This window comes from Rathayibacter sp. AC182 (assembly GCF_979253875.1).
Genome location: NZ_CEEDEK010000003.1, coordinates 596661 through 611293, shown reverse-complemented (window position 1 = coordinate 611293; position 14633 = coordinate 596661). Strand labels below are relative to the sequence as shown.

Genomic DNA, 14633 nt, shown 5'->3' with positions numbered 1-14633 from the left:
AATCCGGGAGGAACGGCGGCAGAACCGAGCACTCCGCGGCTCCGGTAGAATTCCGGGCATCATGGCTACTTTCGGCACCCTCTCCGATCGACTCGTCGAGACCTTCAAGAACCTGCGCACGAAGGGCAAGCTCGGCCTCGACGTCGACGGCACCGTTCGCGAGATCCGGCGCGCCCTGCTCGACGCCGACGTGGCGCTGGACGTGGTCAAGGCCTTCACCGGCAAGGTCCGCGAACGCGCCCTCGGCGACGAGGTCAACAAGGCGCTGAACCCGGCTCAGCAGGTCGTCCAGATCGTCAACGAGGAACTCGTCGCGATCCTCGGCGGGCAGTCGCGCCGCCTCGAGTTCGCCAAGCGTCCGCCGACGGTCATCATGCTCGCGGGCCTCCAGGGTGCGGGCAAGACGACCTCGCCGGCAAGCTCGGCAAGTACCTCGGCAAGGACGGGCACACCCTGCTCCTCGTCGCGGCCGACCTCCAGCGCCCCAACGCGGTGCAGCAGCTGCAGGTCGTCGGCGAGCAGGCCGGAGTCGCGGTCTACGCTCCCGAGCCCGGCAACGGGGTCGGCAACCTGGTCAAGGTCGCGCAGAACGCGATCAAGTTCGCCGTCGACAAGCAGTACGACACGGTCATCATCGACACCGCCGGCCGCCTGGGCGTCGACGCCGACATGATGAAGCAGGCGTCCGACATCCGCCGCGTCACGAACCCCGACGAGGTCCTCTTCGTCATCGACGCGATGATCGGCCAGGACGCCGTCGCCACGGCCAAGGCCTTCCAGGAGGGCGTGGACTTCACCGGCGTCGTGCTCTCGAAGCTCGACGGCGACGCGCGAGGCGGAGCAGCGCTGTCGGTCGCCTCGCTGACCGGGCGTCCGATCCTCTTCGCCTCCACGGGCGAGGGCCTCGACGACTTCGAGCAGTTCCACCCCGACCGCATGGCGAGCCGGATCCTCGACCTCGGCGACGTGCTGACCCTCATCGAGCAGGCGCAGTCCGCGTTCGACGAGGACGAGGCGCGCAAGGTCGCCGAGAAGATCATGAGCGACTCGTTCACGCTCGACGATTTCCTCGGCCAGATGCAGCAGCTGCGCAACATGGGCTCGATCAAGAAGATGATCGGCATGCTCCCGGGCGCGAAGGGCATGCGCGAGCAGCTCGACCAGTTCGACGAGCGCGAGATCGTGCGCACCGAGGCGATCATCCAGTCGATGACGAAGGCGGAGCGGATCAACCCCAAGCTTCCTCAACGGCCTGCGGCGCCTGCGCATCGCGCGCGGTTCCGGCATGACCGTCACCGACGTCAATCAGCTGGTGCAGCTGTTCGAGCAGGCCGCGAAGATGATGAAGACCGTCGCCAAGGGCGGCATGCCGAACGTGCCGGGCATGGGCCCTGTGCCTCGGAGCCGGCTACCAGGGCCGCCCGAAGCCGCAGAAGAAGAAGACGTCGAAGTCGGCAACCCGGCCAAGCGCGCGGCCGAGAACGCGGCGATCACGTCCGGCCCCGCCTTCGGCGACGCCGGCGGATCGGGCTTCGGTCTCGGTGGCGGCGCGGGCGCGCAGGCGCAGCCGACCCTCGAGGAGCTGGAGCAGCTGCAGAAGTTCCTCGGTCGATGACCGTGCGGCGGAGCCTCGCCGTGGCGGCTTTCGCGGCCGTGGCCGTGCTCGGGCTCACCGGGTCGCGCTGAGACGTCCGGCGCCGAGGCGATGTCGGCTCCGGCGCCCGAGGAGCTCGTCGGGCGCTGGATCACCGGGGTGCGTACGAGTCGCCCGAGGTGCCCTTCCTGCTCATCGCCGACGACGGGACCTGGACCGGTTCCGACGGCTGCAACGGCGCGCAGGGGGAGTGGGCGATCGACGACGAGGGCGCGCTCAGCGTCGACGCCGGTCCGAGCACGTTCATCGCCTGCGACGGTGTCGCGCTGCCGACGATCTTCGCCGAGGCGTCGATGGCCGCGATCGACGGCGGCCGGCTCCGCCCCTTCGACGACGAGGGCGCGACCACCGCGTCAAGCTCGCCCGCTCGACGGTCGACGAGGCCCCGACCGCAGCTCCGGACCCGGCCGGCGAGTAGCCTGCGCAGTGGGGGCCCTCGCTGATCGAGGAGCTCGCCCAGCAGGCGTCCCTCGAGATCCCCGTCGACCGGCGGACCTCCGCCACCGTCGAGGCTCCAGCGTGGTGGGCATGACAACCACCACCGCGCGCCCGGTCCGCATCGGCGTCCAGATCGCCCCTCAGCACGTCTCCTACGAGGTCATCCGCGACACGCTCGCCGAGCTCGAGGACCTCGGCGTCGACATCGCCTTCAACTGGGACCACTTCTATCCGCTCTCCGGCGAGCCCGACGGCCTGCACTTCGAGGGCTGGAGCATGCTCGCCGCCTGGGCCGAGCAGACCAGCCGCATCGAGTTCGGCCCGCTCGTCACCTGCAACAGCTACCGGAACCCCGACCTGCTCGCCGACATGGCCCGCACCGTCGACCACATCAGCGCCAAGGGCGCCGAGGGGCGCCTGATCTTCGGCATCGGCTCCGGCTGGTTCGAGCGCGACTACCAGGAGTACGGCTACGAGTGCCCGGCACCGCCGGCTCGCGTCTGGACGAGCTCCGAGGCGATGCCGCGCATCCGGAGTCGCTGGGGCGTGCTCAACCCGGCTCCCACCCGCGAGATCCCCGTCATGATCGGCGGCGGCGGAGAGAAGAAGACGCTGCGGATCGTGGCCGAGCACGCCGACATCTGGCACAGCTTCTCCGACGTCCCGACCCTGGAGCGCAAGCTCGGCGTCCTCGGCGACTGGTGCGGGAAGGTCGGCCGCGACCTGTCGGCGATCGAGGTGTCGACCGGGGTGAACATCCCCGCCGAGGGCGGTGACGGAGCGTCCGCGCGCCGCCGACCAGCAGCACGAGCTCGAGCGCGCCTGTTCACACTCGGCATCAGCGGACCCGGACATCGACCTCGCGCCGGTGCGCGAGCTTCCCGTCGCGGGCGGCACGGCAAGAACAGCACCAGCCAGCTGAGGGCGACGAGGGGCGGGCGGCTCCCGGGCCGCCCGCCCCTACTCCTCGCGGGTGGGCGTCGGGAGTCGGCCGGCACGCTTCCTCGCCCAGGCCTTCGCCTTCTGAGCGGCCAGCGCGAACGCCTCCGCCAGAGCGAGCCGCCCGGCCTCGGTGGGATGCACGCCGTCCTCGGCGAGGAGGCCAGTCGGTCCTCAGCGGGTCCGGGTACTTCGAGCGCTGAGCCTCCGGCCGACGCGACGGCGTCGACCAGGGCGGCGTCGTACGCGTCCAGATCTCCGGGTCGCGGGTCAGGCCCCCAGACGGAAGCTCGAGCGCGGTCAGCTCCTCGCCGACGGCACGGCCCGGGCGGTCGCGTCCACGGGCCGGCGGGATCGCGGCGACCACGTCCTCGACGGGGTTCCGAGATCGCTGCTGCTCGCGACGACGATCACGACGTCCGGCGACGTCGCGGCGATGTCGTCCGCGCGGTCGCCGATCGGCTCCCTGCAGTACGCCAGCGCACGAAGCCGCCCTCTGTCGCAGCCGAGACTCGTCACCGTCCAGCCGAACGCGTCGCCGACGAGAGCCGGCCAGGCCGCCCCGGCGTCGAGCACTCGTGGCTCCCTGACGATGCTGTCGCCGACCACGGTGACCCTCGAACCGGCGGGGACTCGACCCCGCCCACCTCGAGCGGAGCGGGGTCCCCGGCAGCGGGAGCCCCCGGCGTCGGAGAGCGCGCGCTCGTCGCCGAGGGGGGCGGTCGTCGCCGAGGACTCGGACGCGGGCTCCGCCGCGGAGGAGCACTTCGCGAGAGCGAGCACGAGCACGCCGATCGCGGCGAAAGCCGCCGCGTCGCGATCATGCCCAGCGGGTCCCGCAGCCCGTCGCGCAGCTCGCCCGCGAGCGCCTCGGACGACGGCACGGAGGCCGCCGCCGTGGGCCGCGGCGACCCGCAGCCGCCGCTGCGTGCTTCGCGCCCGCGGACGAGGACCAGCTCGACGTCGGCGAGCCCTTCGCGCAGTCCAGGGCGCTCCGGGGCGACCGGATGCCGCGCGTCACCAGGAGGTCGGTGCGGATGTCGTCCGTCACCAGGCGCTCGGCGCCCGCGCTGTCGAGGATGATCTCGGCGTCCAGGCTTCGTACCGGGCGGCCCGCCACTTGTTCTCGCGCACGTACCAGGGCTGCATCGTCGGCAGGTCCTCGCCGTCGTCGAGCCGGGTGGACAGGTGTCGCTCGACGAGGCACTGGATGAGCGCGGCGACGGCGCCGATCTCCTCGGCCGAGGACGAGCCCGCCGCACGCGCGCATCTCGAGCGTCCCCCACTGCGGCGAGGGGCGGATGTCCCGGCGTGACCTCGGTGTGGTCGCTCGACGACTCCGGTGCGCATCACGTCGTCGACGCGCTCCTCGTAGTTCGCCCATGCTCCGAACTCGCGCGCGGAGGCCGGCGGTCGGCAGCTGCTGGAACATGAGCGCGGTTGGACGCGTAGCCGGTGTCGACGCCGCCCCAGAACGGGCTCGAGGCCGAGAGCGCCTGGAGGTGCGGGTAGTAGTCGAGCAGGGAGTTCAGGATCGCGGCGCCACCTTGTCCCGGTCCTCGATCCCCACGTGCATCGTGGATGCCCCAGATCATCATGCTGCGGCCCCACCACTGGGTCCGGTCGATGAGCCGGTGGTAGCGCTCCTTGTCGGTGATGCTCTGGTCGTACCACTGCGCGAACGGGCGGGTGCCGGAGGCAGACGAGGTCCAGGCCCATCGGGTCGGTGATCTCGCGCACCTGGCGCAGCTGGTCCTGCAGATCCGCGACGGCGTCGCCGACCTCGCGTGTGTGCACGCCCGAGACGAGCTCGACGGTGTTGCGCAGCAGCTCGCCGGTATGGGCGTGCGGCTCGCCGTCCTCGCCGCGCAGAGCCTCCAGCACGACGTCGGCGACGTTGGCGAGTGTCCCCCGTCTGCCGGTCGACGATCGCGCACCTCCCACTCGATCCCGAGTGTGGAGCGGTCGGACTGGGCGAAGCTGATCTCCATGGCGTCGTTCTCGTCGATCCGGCGTCCACCGGGTTTCGGCGACGCGGGTCCCATCGTCCCACGAGCCGCCGGGACGGGGCCGAGGGCGGGGCCGGGGGCGGCTGCGCGTCCTCCCGCGCGATGAGCCGCATGTCGCGCCCGCACGCCGGGGTTTTTTCTGGCAGAATGATCCGTCGGGTCCGAGGCGGTCGACCCTCTACTCACCGCCGAAGAAACCCCCTCGAGCTTCCGGCCGGGTGCGACCCCACTGCTCACGGCTCAGTTCATCCATCCGCACCTTCTACAGGTCAACGACCACACAGGAGAATTGTGGCTGTCAAGATTCGTCTGAAGCGCCTGGGCAAGATCCGGCGCCCTACTACCGCAGGGACGTCAGTCGCCGACTCGCGCACCGGGCGCGACGGCCGTGCGTGATCGAGGAGATCGGCAAGTACCACCCCACCGAGGAGCTCCCCTCGTTCATCCAGGTCGACTTCGGAGCGCGCGCAGTACTGGCTCGGAGTCGGCGCGCAGCCGACCGAGCAGGTCGCCGCGATCCTCAAGCTGACCGGCGACTGGGGCCGCTTCAAGGGCGACGCCGACGCCGTCGTCAGCGATCTCTGCCAAGGTGAAGGAGCCCAAGGCCCCCTTCGTCATCGACGCGCAGAAGAAGCCCGTCCTCAAGCCCAAGACCGAGGGCGCCCGGCCAAGGCCGCCCCCGCCGAGGACACCGCCGACGAGACCTCCACCGAGGCCCAGTCCATGCTCGCTCCCGCCGTCGAGCACCTCGTCAAGGGGATCGTCGAGGAACCCCGATGAGGTCCGTGTCGTGGCGACGGGCTCCCCACGCGGAGAGGTCCTCGAGGTGCGCACCCCCGAGGACCTCGGCCGCGGTGATCGGACGCTCCGGTCGCAACCGCCAAGTGCCAGTCCTGCGTACCCTGGTCGCCGCTCTTCGCCGACGGCCGTCGCGTCCAGCGCCGACGTCGTCGACACCGACAAGGAGAGCGCCGACCCCCGAACCGGGCAGGACGCAGCCCGCGCAGTCGCCCGACTGACCAAGGCGCACGGCCTCAAGGGCGCCATCAAGACTCGAGCTCTACACCGACGAGCCCGACAAGCGCTTCACCCTCGATCCACGTCTACGCGTTGCAGGTGCCCCGCACCTCCGAGTGGCACGCCGAGGGTGAAGCTCGGAGCTCGTCGGAGCATCCGCTGGTACAACAGCCACCCCGTCGCGGTGTTCTTCAAGGGCGTCGACGACCGCAGCGCCGCCGAGACCCTCCTCAAGGCGATCCTCTGGATCGACGAGGAGGTCCGCACCGCGCCGGGCGACGACGACTCTGGTACGACTACCAGCTCGTCGGCATGAAGGTCGTCCGCGACGGCGCCGAGGTCGGCACCGTGCGCCGCGTCGACCACTTCCCGGCGCAGGACCTGCTCATCGTTGCGACCCCGTCCGGCGAGGTCATGGTGCTCGTTCGTCACCGCGATCGTGCCGTCGATCGATCCCGTCGCGCGGGATCGTCACCGTCACGCTCTCCACCGGCCTTCGAGGAGGTCGTCGAGGTGGAGCCGGCCGAGGTCGACCTCTCGCACGTCGACCTTCGACTCGGCCCTCGCGACTCGGGCCGAGGACGAGGAGTCCGACGCCTCCGCCGAGGACGACTCCGGCACTCCCGCAGCGGACGCCGCCTCCACCGACGACGAGGCGCCCGCGGAGGACACCCGGTCGTGAGGATCGACATCGTCACGATCTTCCCGGAGTTCTTCGGGGTGCTCGACATCAGCCTGCTCGGGCGCGCGCTCGAGCGGGCTGATCGAGCTCGGCGTGCACGATCTCGCGCTCGTTCACCCACGACCGGCACCGCACCGTCGACGACACGCCCTACGGCGGCGGCGCCGGCATGGTGATGCGGCCGGAGCCGGGGTGAGGCGCTCGACAGCATCCTCGAGGCCGACGCCGACGCGGATCCGCTCGTGATCTTCCCCTGCCCGCCGGCGGGGTCTTCACGCAGGCCACGGCCCGGCAGCTCGCCGACGAGAAGGCGCTCGTGTTCGGCTGCGGCCGCTACGAGGGCATCGACCAGCGCGTCGTCGACCACACCGCCACCCGCGCCCGCGTGCGGATGATCAGCCTCGGCGACTACGTGCTGAACGGCGGCGAGGTCGCCGTCATGGCCATGATCGAGGCTGTCGGCCGCCTGGTGCCCGGCGTCGTCGGCAACCCTGCGAGCCTCGTCGAGGAGAGCCACTCCGACGGCCTCCTCGAGTACCCCAGCTACACCAAGCCCGCGTCCTGGCGCGGCCTCGACGTGCCTCCCGTGCTGCTCAGCGGCAACCACGGAGCCATCGCCGCCTGGCGTCACGAGCAGAGCGTCGAGCGCACCCGCCGCGTGCGCCCCGAGCTGCTGCCCCAGATCCTCTCCGACCCGTCCGCCCTCCGCGCGGCGAGGTGCCGCTCGCGGACCGCGAGGAACAGCGGGAACGCGAACGCGAGTGCGACGAGCGGTGCGAGCAGCACGTAGACCCACAGCCGCGTCATCCCGAGTCGGCGTCCTTCGACGACGATCAGGGCGACGGCTGCGATCGCGACGATCAGCAGATCGGTCGTGAGCGAGGACACGGCCGGTCCGCCGTCGAACCAGGCCCCGAGGAAGTCGACGCCCGAGCACCGCGGGATGTTGTGCGTCCAGGTCCCGACGAGACCGAGGACGGCGAGGACGAGGTAGACCAGCGCCAGCGCAGTCCAGCCCTTCAGCAGACGGGTCATCGGGAGACCTCCGGGGTACGGGGCGGGCGAGCACGACGGCGGTGCCGACGAGGAGGAGGCCGCCGAGCACGAGGCCGGCGGTGAGGGTGAGCGGGTCCGGTGCGACGATCGACTGCCCTCGGGAGCGCCTGCCAGCAGGTGGATCGCGACGGCACCGGCCCAGCCGGCCGAGGCGAGGACGAGCAGGCGGGCGCGCACCGCCGCCTCGCCGAGGACCGGCAGGCGGCGTCCGAGCAGGCGGAGGCCGATGGCGAGCAGCGGCAGCACCTGCAGAGCGTGCATCCCGAGGAAGTGCGGGATGCGCAGATCGCCGCCCGTCGTGCTCCAGCCCAGGAGCGGGGTCCCGGCCGCCGTCCGCGACGCCGACCGCATGGGCGCCGACGACTCCGCCGTAGTCCGAGAGCTGGTCGGCGGTCGGGCCGGTCGCGAGGAAGGCGAGCGCCATCCCGATCAGTCCGATGACCAGTCCTGCCTCGCACGGCGGTCGTCAGCGCGCCGTCGCCGAGGTGCAGCCGGGCTGGCAGGAGGATCGCCAGCACGAGAGTGGCGAGCCGGACGACCACGATCGAGACGGCCATGGTCGTCCACATCATCGAGTGCAGGAGTGCTCACGTCGAAGTGGCTCGCGGCGCCGACCGCCGCCGCACCGCCGATGACGACCATCTCGACGACGAGGCCCGCGGTGGCCACGGTGCCGAGGATCCGCCCGAGACGGCGGCGGCGGGGGAGCAGGCCGATCAGCCAGGCGAGGGTGAGCGAGTAGACCGCGATCGAGAGGCAGAACTTCAGCGGCTTCGCCCAGACCGACTGCCCGCCGAGCTCGCGCGGGTCGAGCAGGAGGGCGACCGCGCAGAGGAGGGCGCCGACGCCCATCGCGATCGCGAGAGCGAGCAGGGGGCGGTGCGGGCGGGCGACCGCGTCGGCGACCGGCGCCTCGCGCACGGCGGTCATCGCGCCGCCTCCGCCGAGTCGTCGGCCGGAGCGAACCGGCGCTGCGTCTCGCGGGCCTGCGCCACGCGGCGGAGCGACTGGAGCACGACATCGCCCAGTGCGGTGCCGACCGCCGCGATCGACGCCTGCTCGCTCACGCTCGCGCGCGCCTCGAGCTCGTCGAGGTCGGCGCGGGCGACCAGCTCGGCGGCCTCTTCGTAGCGCTGGAGCCAGTCCGGCGTCATCGCACTCTCCCGACGCCCGAGCGCGTCGAGTGCCCGGGCGGCCGTGGCGACCGCAGGGTGCTCGCATCATCGGCCCGACGAGCGCGCGGACCCGCTCGAGCGAGGCGTCCGTGGCGGGGAGTCGGAGTCGGCGTGCGCCGAGACCACGTCCTGGGCGACCTCGAACGCGTGGGCCGGAGGGGCGCCGCTGTCCAGGACCGCCGTGATCCGCTTCGCGCCGGCGATCCCGACTCCTCCGCTCTCGATGAGGCCGCGGAGCAGGCGGAGCCGTGCGACGTGGTCGTCACCGTACTCCGCCCGCTGGGGGCCGAGGACTCGCCCGCCGCGAGGATCCCCTCGCGGATGTAGTACTTGATCGTCGCGACGCTGACGCCGGTCAGCCGTCCGAGCTCGGGAGATGCGCATACGGAGAGTATTGCTATCCGATAGTGTCGCTGTCCAGAGCGACGGCGAGATCAGTCGCGTGCGGTGAGGACGACGCTCCCCGTCTCGGTGATCGCGATCGTGTGCTCCATGTGGGCGCCGCGCGAGCCGTCGCGGCTGCGCAGGGTCCAGCCGTCCTTGTCGGTGAAGATCTCGTCGGTGGTCTGCAGGAACCACGGCTCGATCGCGATCACGAGCCCCGGGCGCAGGGGGAATCCGCGTCCGGCACGGCCGTCGTTCGGGACGTGCGGGTCGCCGTGCATCGTGCGGCCGACGCCGTGCCCGCCGAAGTCGGTGTTGATGGTGAGCCCCTCGGCGTGGGCGACCGCGGCGATCGCGGCGAGATGTCGCCGATCTTCCCGCCGGGCTTCGCCGCGGCGATGCCGGCGTCGAGAGCGCGCGTCGTGGTGTCGATCAGCGCCAGGTCCTCGGCACGGGGCGTGCCGACCACGACGCTGACGGCGGAGTCGGACACCCAGCCGTTCACGGAGGCGGCGAAGTCGAGGGTCAGCAGATCGCCGTCGCGAGGCGGTAGTCGAACGGCAGGCCGTGCAGCACGGCGTCGTTGACGGAGGTGCAGATCACCTTGCCGAACGGGCTGGCCCCGAAGGACGGGTGGTAGTCGATGTAGCAGGACTCGGCCCCGGCCTTCCGGATCATGTCGTGCGCGAGGCGGTCGAGCTCGAGGAGGTTCACTCCCACCCCGGCGGCGGCGACGGTGGCCTGCAGGACCTCGGCCACGAAGCGGCCGGCGGGCCGCATCTCCTCGATCTCGGCGGGCGTGCGCAGCTCGATCATCCTGATCCTCCGGGGTCGCTGAGGCGTTGCTCAGCGGTGGTGGGTACGGTCGGTGCATGCGCACGCGACGGGCATTCGGTTCCTGGCAGTATCCGGCCGCGATCGTCCTGCCCTGTGGATCCTCCTCGGGTACGGACTCTTCGGGGGATCGAGCGGGTGGACCGTCGTCGGTCTCGTCATCGCCCTCCCCATTCTGGCGCTCAGCCTCGCCGCCGTGGCGAGCATCGTGGCGTTTCGGTGACCGTGCGGCCGACTCGCACCCCCGCGTGGGGCGACGTCGCCGCGGTCGGCGCCTGGCACGCGTCGCTGATCGCGCTCGGCTTCTTCCCTCCGGGGGCGTGGGCGATCGGACTGCTGTCGGTGCTCCTCGGGGTCGTGGCGCTCAGTCACTCCCTGTGGCGGTTCGTGAAGGACGCGCGCGCCACGCTGATCGCGTTCGCCGAGGCGTCCGCGGTGCAGGCGCAGGGCGGGCAGCGGCCCGTGGTGGGCGACGGCTTCGATCCCGAGCGCCCCCAGGACGGGCAGACGCTCATCCTCTGACCGCGCGAGCGGACGCTCCTTCCCCGAGGGGAGCGCGCCGTCGCAGCGCGGCCGACCGTCCCGCCGTCTCCACTTTGACGCCGATCGCCGCGCCGTGACAGAATAAGCGCTTGTGCCTCGCGCAGGCTCTGCCACAGGGGAGCCGCTACGACGCGGGCGCGCACCGACTTCCCACCCACGAAACGGTGCTCGACCTGTGGCGGGCACGGGAGAGCGATAGAACATGCACATCCTCGATAACGTCGATGCGGCGTCACTCCGGACCGACATCCCCGACTTCCGTGCGGGCGACACCGTCAAGGTCCACGTCAACATCGTCGAGGGAACCCGCTCGCGCGTCCAGATCTTCCAGGGCGTCGTCATCGGCCGCTCCAACGAGGGCGTCCGCGAGACCTTCACCGTCCGCAAGGTCAGCTTCCAGGTCGGCGTCGAGCGCACCTTCCCGGTGCACTCCCCGGTGATCGACCACATCGAGGTCGTCACCCGCGGAGACGTGCGTCGCGCGAAGCTCTACTACCTCCGCAACCTGCGCGGCAAGAAGGCCAAGATCAAGGAGAAGCGCTGACCCCCAGCGGGTCTCCGCACACTCTCCCCGAACCCCGGTCCACTTATGATGGACCGGGGTTCGACCCTTTCCAGGGGCCTCTCCCGACCGGGGATGCACGGCCCCGGATGATGCACAGTAGGGGCGACGGCACGCGATGACAGACAGCACGGCCCCGGTCACGATCCACAGCGACGGCGACCACGCGCGCCACTCCGCCGCACCGGGCGACGGGCACCGGCCGCGCCGTCGCCGCGGGTGCTGCTCTTCCTCCGCGACGTGCTGATCATCTTCGTCGTCGCGGTGCTGGTCTCCTTCCTCGTGAAGACCTTCCTCATCCGCTCGTTCTACATCCCGTCCTCCTCGATGGAGCAGACGCTGGTCGAGAACGACCGGATCCTCGTGAACGAGCTCGTGCCGGATCTCGTGCCGATCTCGCGCGGCGACGTCGTCGTCTTCCGCGATCCGGGCGGATGGCTCTCGCCGAGCACCGAGCCCGATGTGCCGCCGTTCCAGGCCGCCGTCGACTCGGCTCTCGCGATCGTGGGCCTCACCGCTCCCGACAGCAACGACCACCTCATCAAGCGGGTCATCGGGCTGCCCGGCGACACCGTCACCTGCTGCACTCCGCTCGGCCAGGTCGAGGTCAACGGCAAGCCGATCGACGAGCCCTACGTGAAGCTGCCCGACGGCGTCCAGGCCGTCTCGGCGACGCCCTTCGACGTGGTCGTGCCCGAGGGATCGCTCTGGGTGATGGGCGACAACCGCTACAACTCCGCCGACTCCCGCTACAACACCGACAAGCCCGGCGGCGGCTTCGTGCCGATCGACAACGTGGTCGGCCGCGCGATCCTCGTGACCTGGCCGGTGGAGCAGTGGGCATGGCTCGACGACTACCCGGCCGTGTTCCGCGGGGTCGAGAACGACGCGGAGTCGTCGGACTCCTCGGACTCCTCCTCCGAGGCCGGGCAGGACTAGGTGGTCGTCACTGAACCCACTCTGACGATGGAACGGCGCCTGTTCCGCCAGGGCTACGAGAGCATCATCGGCTGCGACGAAGTGGGCCGCGGAGCGATCGCCGGCCCCGTCTCGGTCGGCGTCGTCTCGATCGCCCGTCGCTGCGGCCGCTTCCCCGAAGGACTGCGCGACTCCAAGCTGCTGGCTCCCGCCCGCCGTGAGGCGCTGCTGCCCGGCGTCGTGAGGTGGGTGTCCGGCTGGGCGATCGGCGAGTCCTCCGCCGACGAGATCGACGACTCCGGCATCATCGCCGGCCTCGGCCGCGCCGCGTCCCGCGGGATCGAGCGCCTCGTCGACCAGGGAGTCGACCTCGCGACGTCCGTGGTGCTCCTCGACGGCAAGCACGACTGGCTGACGCCCGCGCTGGGGGAGTGGGCCGCGCAATTGACCATCGTCACCCGCATCAAGGCCGACCGCGACTGCGCGTCGGTCTCGGCCGCCTCCGTCCTGGCGAAGGTCGGCCGCGACGGCCAGATGGTGCGCCACCACGACGAGTTCGCCGACTACGCCTGGGACAGCAACAAGGGCTACGGCAGCGCCGCGCACTGGGCGGGGCTGGATCGCGTGGGGCCGTCCCCGTTGCACAGGGTGACGTGGTTGTCGAAGCCGCGCGAGGCGGTTCCGGCCGTGGACGCCGCGCCCGCCGAGGAGGCCGCCCCCGCTGACGAGCTCTCGGCGTCCGGCGCTCCCGCACCGGCGTAGGATTGACGGACGATGGATGAGGACGAATTCGAGGACTACGACCGCGAGGTCGAGCTGGCACTGTACCGGGAGTACCGCGACGTCGTCTCGCAGTTCTCGTACGTCGTCGAGACCGAGCGCCGCTTCTACCTCGCGAACGAGGTGGACCTGGTGCGCCGCGACACCGAGCACGACTTCTACTTCGAGCTGACGATGCGCGACGTGTGGGTCTGGGACGTCTACCGCTCCGACCGCTTCGTGAAGTCGGTGCGCGTGCTGACCTTCAAGGACGTCAACGTCGAGGAGCTCTCCCGCAAGGAGTTCGAGCTCCCCAAGGAGCTCGCGCTCGACGAGTAGCGCTCCGCGCTTCACTCCACGAGGATCCCCAGCTCGTCGATCGCGACTGCGGAGCCGGTATCGAGCGAGCGGTTGCCGCCGATCCCGACGGCGATCGAGCGGAGCCCATCGCGGTAGTCCGCCGCCCGGCCCAGCGGATCCTCCGCCGCACCCCGGAACAGGTCGCGCAGCATCCTGTCGTCGCCGCCTCCGTGCCCGCCGCCCTCGGTGCGGATCGGGATCTCCTCGGCCGCCTGCCAGTGCCGCTGGAGGAGCAGGCGGTCGCTGTCGGGTCGCGGGCCGTAGTCGGCGGCCTCCGCGCCGGCCAGCGAGGGATCCACGGCGATCCGTCCGTCGGGCCCGGGCAGGACGGCCCCGCGTTCGACGACGTCGAGCTCGACGCGGCCGCGGGTGCCGTTCACGGCGACGCGGTACCCCTCCCACGGCGAGTGCGCGTTCAGCGAGTAGCTCAACGTCGCTCCACGGCGGTAGTCGACGACCAGCGCGAGGTTGTCCTCGATGGTGATGCCGGTTCCGAACGCCGACTGGTCGCGCCGGTAGTCGTCGTGGTGCTCGGCCTCGAGGTAGAGCGCGCGCAGGCGAGGGTCGCGGCGGAGGTCGAGGGCGAAGGGATCGGCCGCCGACGCGTCGCTGCTCCCGCGCTCGGTGCTGACCGGTGCGCTCTGACGGCCGGCGTTGGCCTCGCCGTAGAAGCGCAGACCCCCGAGGCGAAGACGCGCGACGGGACGTCGCCGATCCACCAGTTCACGAGATCGAAGTGGTGGGAGGCCTTGTGCACGAGAAGGCCGCCCGAGTTGCGCTTGTCGCGGTGCCAGCGGCGGAAGTAGTCGGCACCGTGCGCGGTGTCGAGCAGCCACTCGAACGTGATCGACGTGACGTCGCCGATCGCTCCGCCCGCGATCAGCTCCTTGAGGGCGGAATTGCGGGGCGAGTACCGGTAGTTGAAGGTGACGACCGGCTCTCGTCCGGTGTCGCGCGCTGCCTCGGCGACCAGCCGAGCGCCGGGCTCGTCGATCGTGAGCGGCTTCTCGACGACGACGTCCACGCCGGCGCGGAGGCAGCGGTCGAGCAGTCCGGCGTGCGTGACGTCGGGTGTCGTGATCACGACGCGGTCCACCCGCTCCTGCGCCAGTGCGCGCTCCAGCTCGTCCGGTCCGGCGAGACGGGGTCGTGGGGCGGCGCCGTGGCGCAGCGCCGCCTCCGCGGCGTACTCGGCGCGCGTCGGATTCGACTCGATGACGGCGACCAGCTCGGCCACGTCGGCGTGGGGTCCGGCGATCGCCGCGATGTACATCTCGGCGCGGTGGCCGGAGCCCACGAGGGC

16 protein-coding genes and 5 pseudogenes are annotated in these 14633 nt (G+C 71.4%); 13 read left to right on the top strand and 8 right to left on the bottom strand.

Features of this window, described 5'->3' with window-relative positions; genetic code table 11:
* The first annotated feature begins 61 nt into the window (after positions 1 to 61).
* From ffh to AC0CII_RS06345, 3 genes and pseudogenes are all read left to right on the top strand, one after another.
* Positions 62 to 1615: pseudogene (gene ffh / locus AC0CII_RS06355) on the top strand (signal recognition particle protein).
* Positions 1616 to 1773: 158 nt separating this feature from the next.
* A complete protein-coding gene (locus tag AC0CII_RS06350; protein WP_465228905.1) occupies positions 1774 to 2097 on the top strand; it encodes an META domain-containing protein in 324 nt (107 codons plus the stop codon).
* 85 nt (positions 2098 to 2182) lie between these two features.
* Positions 2183 to 4114 carry an LLM class F420-dependent oxidoreductase gene (locus AC0CII_RS06345; RefSeq protein WP_465228904.1) on the top strand — a complete coding sequence of 644 codons (1932 nt, stop codon included), beginning with the start codon at positions 2183 to 2185 and terminating at the stop codon, positions 4112 to 4114.
* Here AC0CII_RS06345 and AC0CII_RS06340 read toward each other — a convergent pair.
* Positions 4079 to 4381, bottom strand: coding sequence for a glutamate-cysteine ligase family protein (locus AC0CII_RS06340; protein ID WP_465229076.1), 303 nt, complete (start codon positions 4379 to 4381; stop codon positions 4079 to 4081). The two genes, AC0CII_RS06345 and AC0CII_RS06340, sit on opposite strands and share 36 nt — an antisense overlap.
* Positions 4381 to 5022 (bottom strand): glutamate-cysteine ligase family protein, encoded by a 642-nt coding sequence (locus tag AC0CII_RS06335; protein WP_465228903.1) that lies wholly within the window; start codon positions 5020 to 5022, stop codon positions 4381 to 4383. The genes AC0CII_RS06340 and AC0CII_RS06335 overlap by 1 nt, the downstream gene beginning before the upstream one ends.
* A gap of 309 nt (positions 5023 to 5331) precedes the next feature.
* On the opposite strand from AC0CII_RS06335, the pseudogene rpsP reads away from it, so the two are divergent.
* From rpsP to trmD, 4 genes and pseudogenes are all read left to right on the top strand, one after another.
* Positions 5332 to 5716, top strand: a pseudogene (gene rpsP, locus AC0CII_RS06330) (30S ribosomal protein S16); the annotation flags it as partial.
* Between the two features lie 114 nt (positions 5717 to 5830).
* Entirely contained in the window at positions 5831 to 6373 is a 543-nt protein-coding gene (locus AC0CII_RS06325; RefSeq protein WP_465229075.1) for a ribosome maturation factor RimM, read from the top strand.
* Complete coding sequence (locus AC0CII_RS06320; protein ID WP_465228902.1) at positions 6370 to 6915, top strand: hypothetical protein; 546 nt, start codon at positions 6370 to 6372, stop codon at positions 6913 to 6915. Before AC0CII_RS06325 ends, AC0CII_RS06320 begins: the two co-directional genes overlap by 4 nt.
* A pseudogene (gene trmD / locus AC0CII_RS06315) lies at positions 6840 to 7358 on the top strand (tRNA (guanine(37)-N(1))-methyltransferase); the annotation flags it as partial. The gene AC0CII_RS06320 and the pseudogene trmD, both read left to right, overlap by 76 nt.
* Before the next feature lie 8 nt (positions 7359 to 7366).
* On the opposite strand, the gene AC0CII_RS06310 reads toward trmD, so the two are convergent.
* The 5 genes and pseudogenes from AC0CII_RS06310 to map form a co-directional block, all read right to left on the bottom strand.
* Positions 7367 to 8146 (bottom strand): DUF2834 domain-containing protein, encoded by a 780-nt coding sequence (locus tag AC0CII_RS06310; protein ID WP_465228901.1) that lies wholly within the window; start codon positions 8144 to 8146, stop codon positions 7367 to 7369.
* 78 nt (positions 8147 to 8224) lie between these two features.
* The gene (locus AC0CII_RS06305) at positions 8225 to 8725 is read right to left on the bottom strand and encodes a hypothetical protein (protein WP_465228900.1); all 501 of its coding nucleotides are present in this window, start codon (positions 8723 to 8725) and stop codon (positions 8225 to 8227) included.
* Complete coding sequence (locus AC0CII_RS06300; protein WP_465228899.1) at positions 8722 to 8949, bottom strand: hypothetical protein; 228 nt, start codon at positions 8947 to 8949, stop codon at positions 8722 to 8724. The genes AC0CII_RS06305 and AC0CII_RS06300 overlap by 4 nt, the downstream gene beginning before the upstream one ends.
* Positions 8950 to 9015: 66 nt before the next feature.
* Complete coding sequence (locus AC0CII_RS06295; RefSeq protein WP_465228898.1) at positions 9016 to 9354, bottom strand: MerR family transcriptional regulator; 339 nt, start codon at positions 9352 to 9354, stop codon at positions 9016 to 9018.
* Positions 9355 to 9404: 50 nt separating this feature from the next.
* A pseudogene (gene map / locus AC0CII_RS06290) lies at positions 9405 to 10170 on the bottom strand (type I methionyl aminopeptidase).
* Between the two features lie 237 nt (positions 10171 to 10407).
* Here map and AC0CII_RS06285 point away from each other — a divergent pair.
* The 6 genes from AC0CII_RS06285 to AC0CII_RS06260 all read left to right on the top strand — a co-directional run bounded on the left by AC0CII_RS06285 (position 10408) and on the right by AC0CII_RS06260 (position 13309).
* On the top strand, positions 10408 to 10710 hold the full coding sequence (locus tag AC0CII_RS06285; protein ID WP_465228897.1) for a hypothetical protein: 303 nt from the start codon (positions 10408 to 10410) through the stop codon (positions 10708 to 10710).
* Between the two features lie 223 nt (positions 10711 to 10933).
* Positions 10934 to 11275 carry a 50S ribosomal protein L19 gene (gene rplS, locus AC0CII_RS06280; RefSeq protein ID WP_207402350.1) on the top strand — a complete coding sequence of 114 codons (342 nt, stop codon included), beginning with the start codon at positions 10934 to 10936 and terminating at the stop codon, positions 11273 to 11275.
* 136 nt (positions 11276 to 11411) lie between these two features.
* Positions 11412 to 11540: a hypothetical protein gene (locus AC0CII_RS06275; RefSeq protein ID WP_465228896.1), complete on the top strand. Its 129-nt coding sequence runs from the start codon at positions 11412 to 11414 to the stop codon at positions 11538 to 11540.
* Positions 11513 to 12232 carry a signal peptidase I gene (gene lepB, locus AC0CII_RS06270; protein WP_465228895.1) on the top strand — a complete coding sequence of 240 codons (720 nt, stop codon included), beginning with the start codon at positions 11513 to 11515 and terminating at the stop codon, positions 12230 to 12232. The genes AC0CII_RS06275 and lepB overlap by 28 nt, the downstream gene beginning before the upstream one ends.
* Positions 12233 to 12973: a ribonuclease HII gene (locus AC0CII_RS06265; RefSeq protein WP_465225723.1), complete on the top strand. Its 741-nt coding sequence runs from the start codon at positions 12233 to 12235 to the stop codon at positions 12971 to 12973.
* Between the two features lie 12 nt (positions 12974 to 12985).
* On the top strand, positions 12986 to 13309 hold the full coding sequence (locus tag AC0CII_RS06260) for a DUF2469 domain-containing protein (RefSeq protein ID WP_055792576.1): 324 nt from the start codon (positions 12986 to 12988) through the stop codon (positions 13307 to 13309).
* An 11-nt stretch (positions 13310 to 13320) separates the two neighbouring features.
* Here the strand turns inward: AC0CII_RS06260 and AC0CII_RS06255 are convergent.
* Positions 13321 to 14603, bottom strand: a pseudogene (locus AC0CII_RS06255) (Gfo/Idh/MocA family protein).
* Between the last annotated feature and the right edge of the window lie 30 nt (positions 14604 to 14633).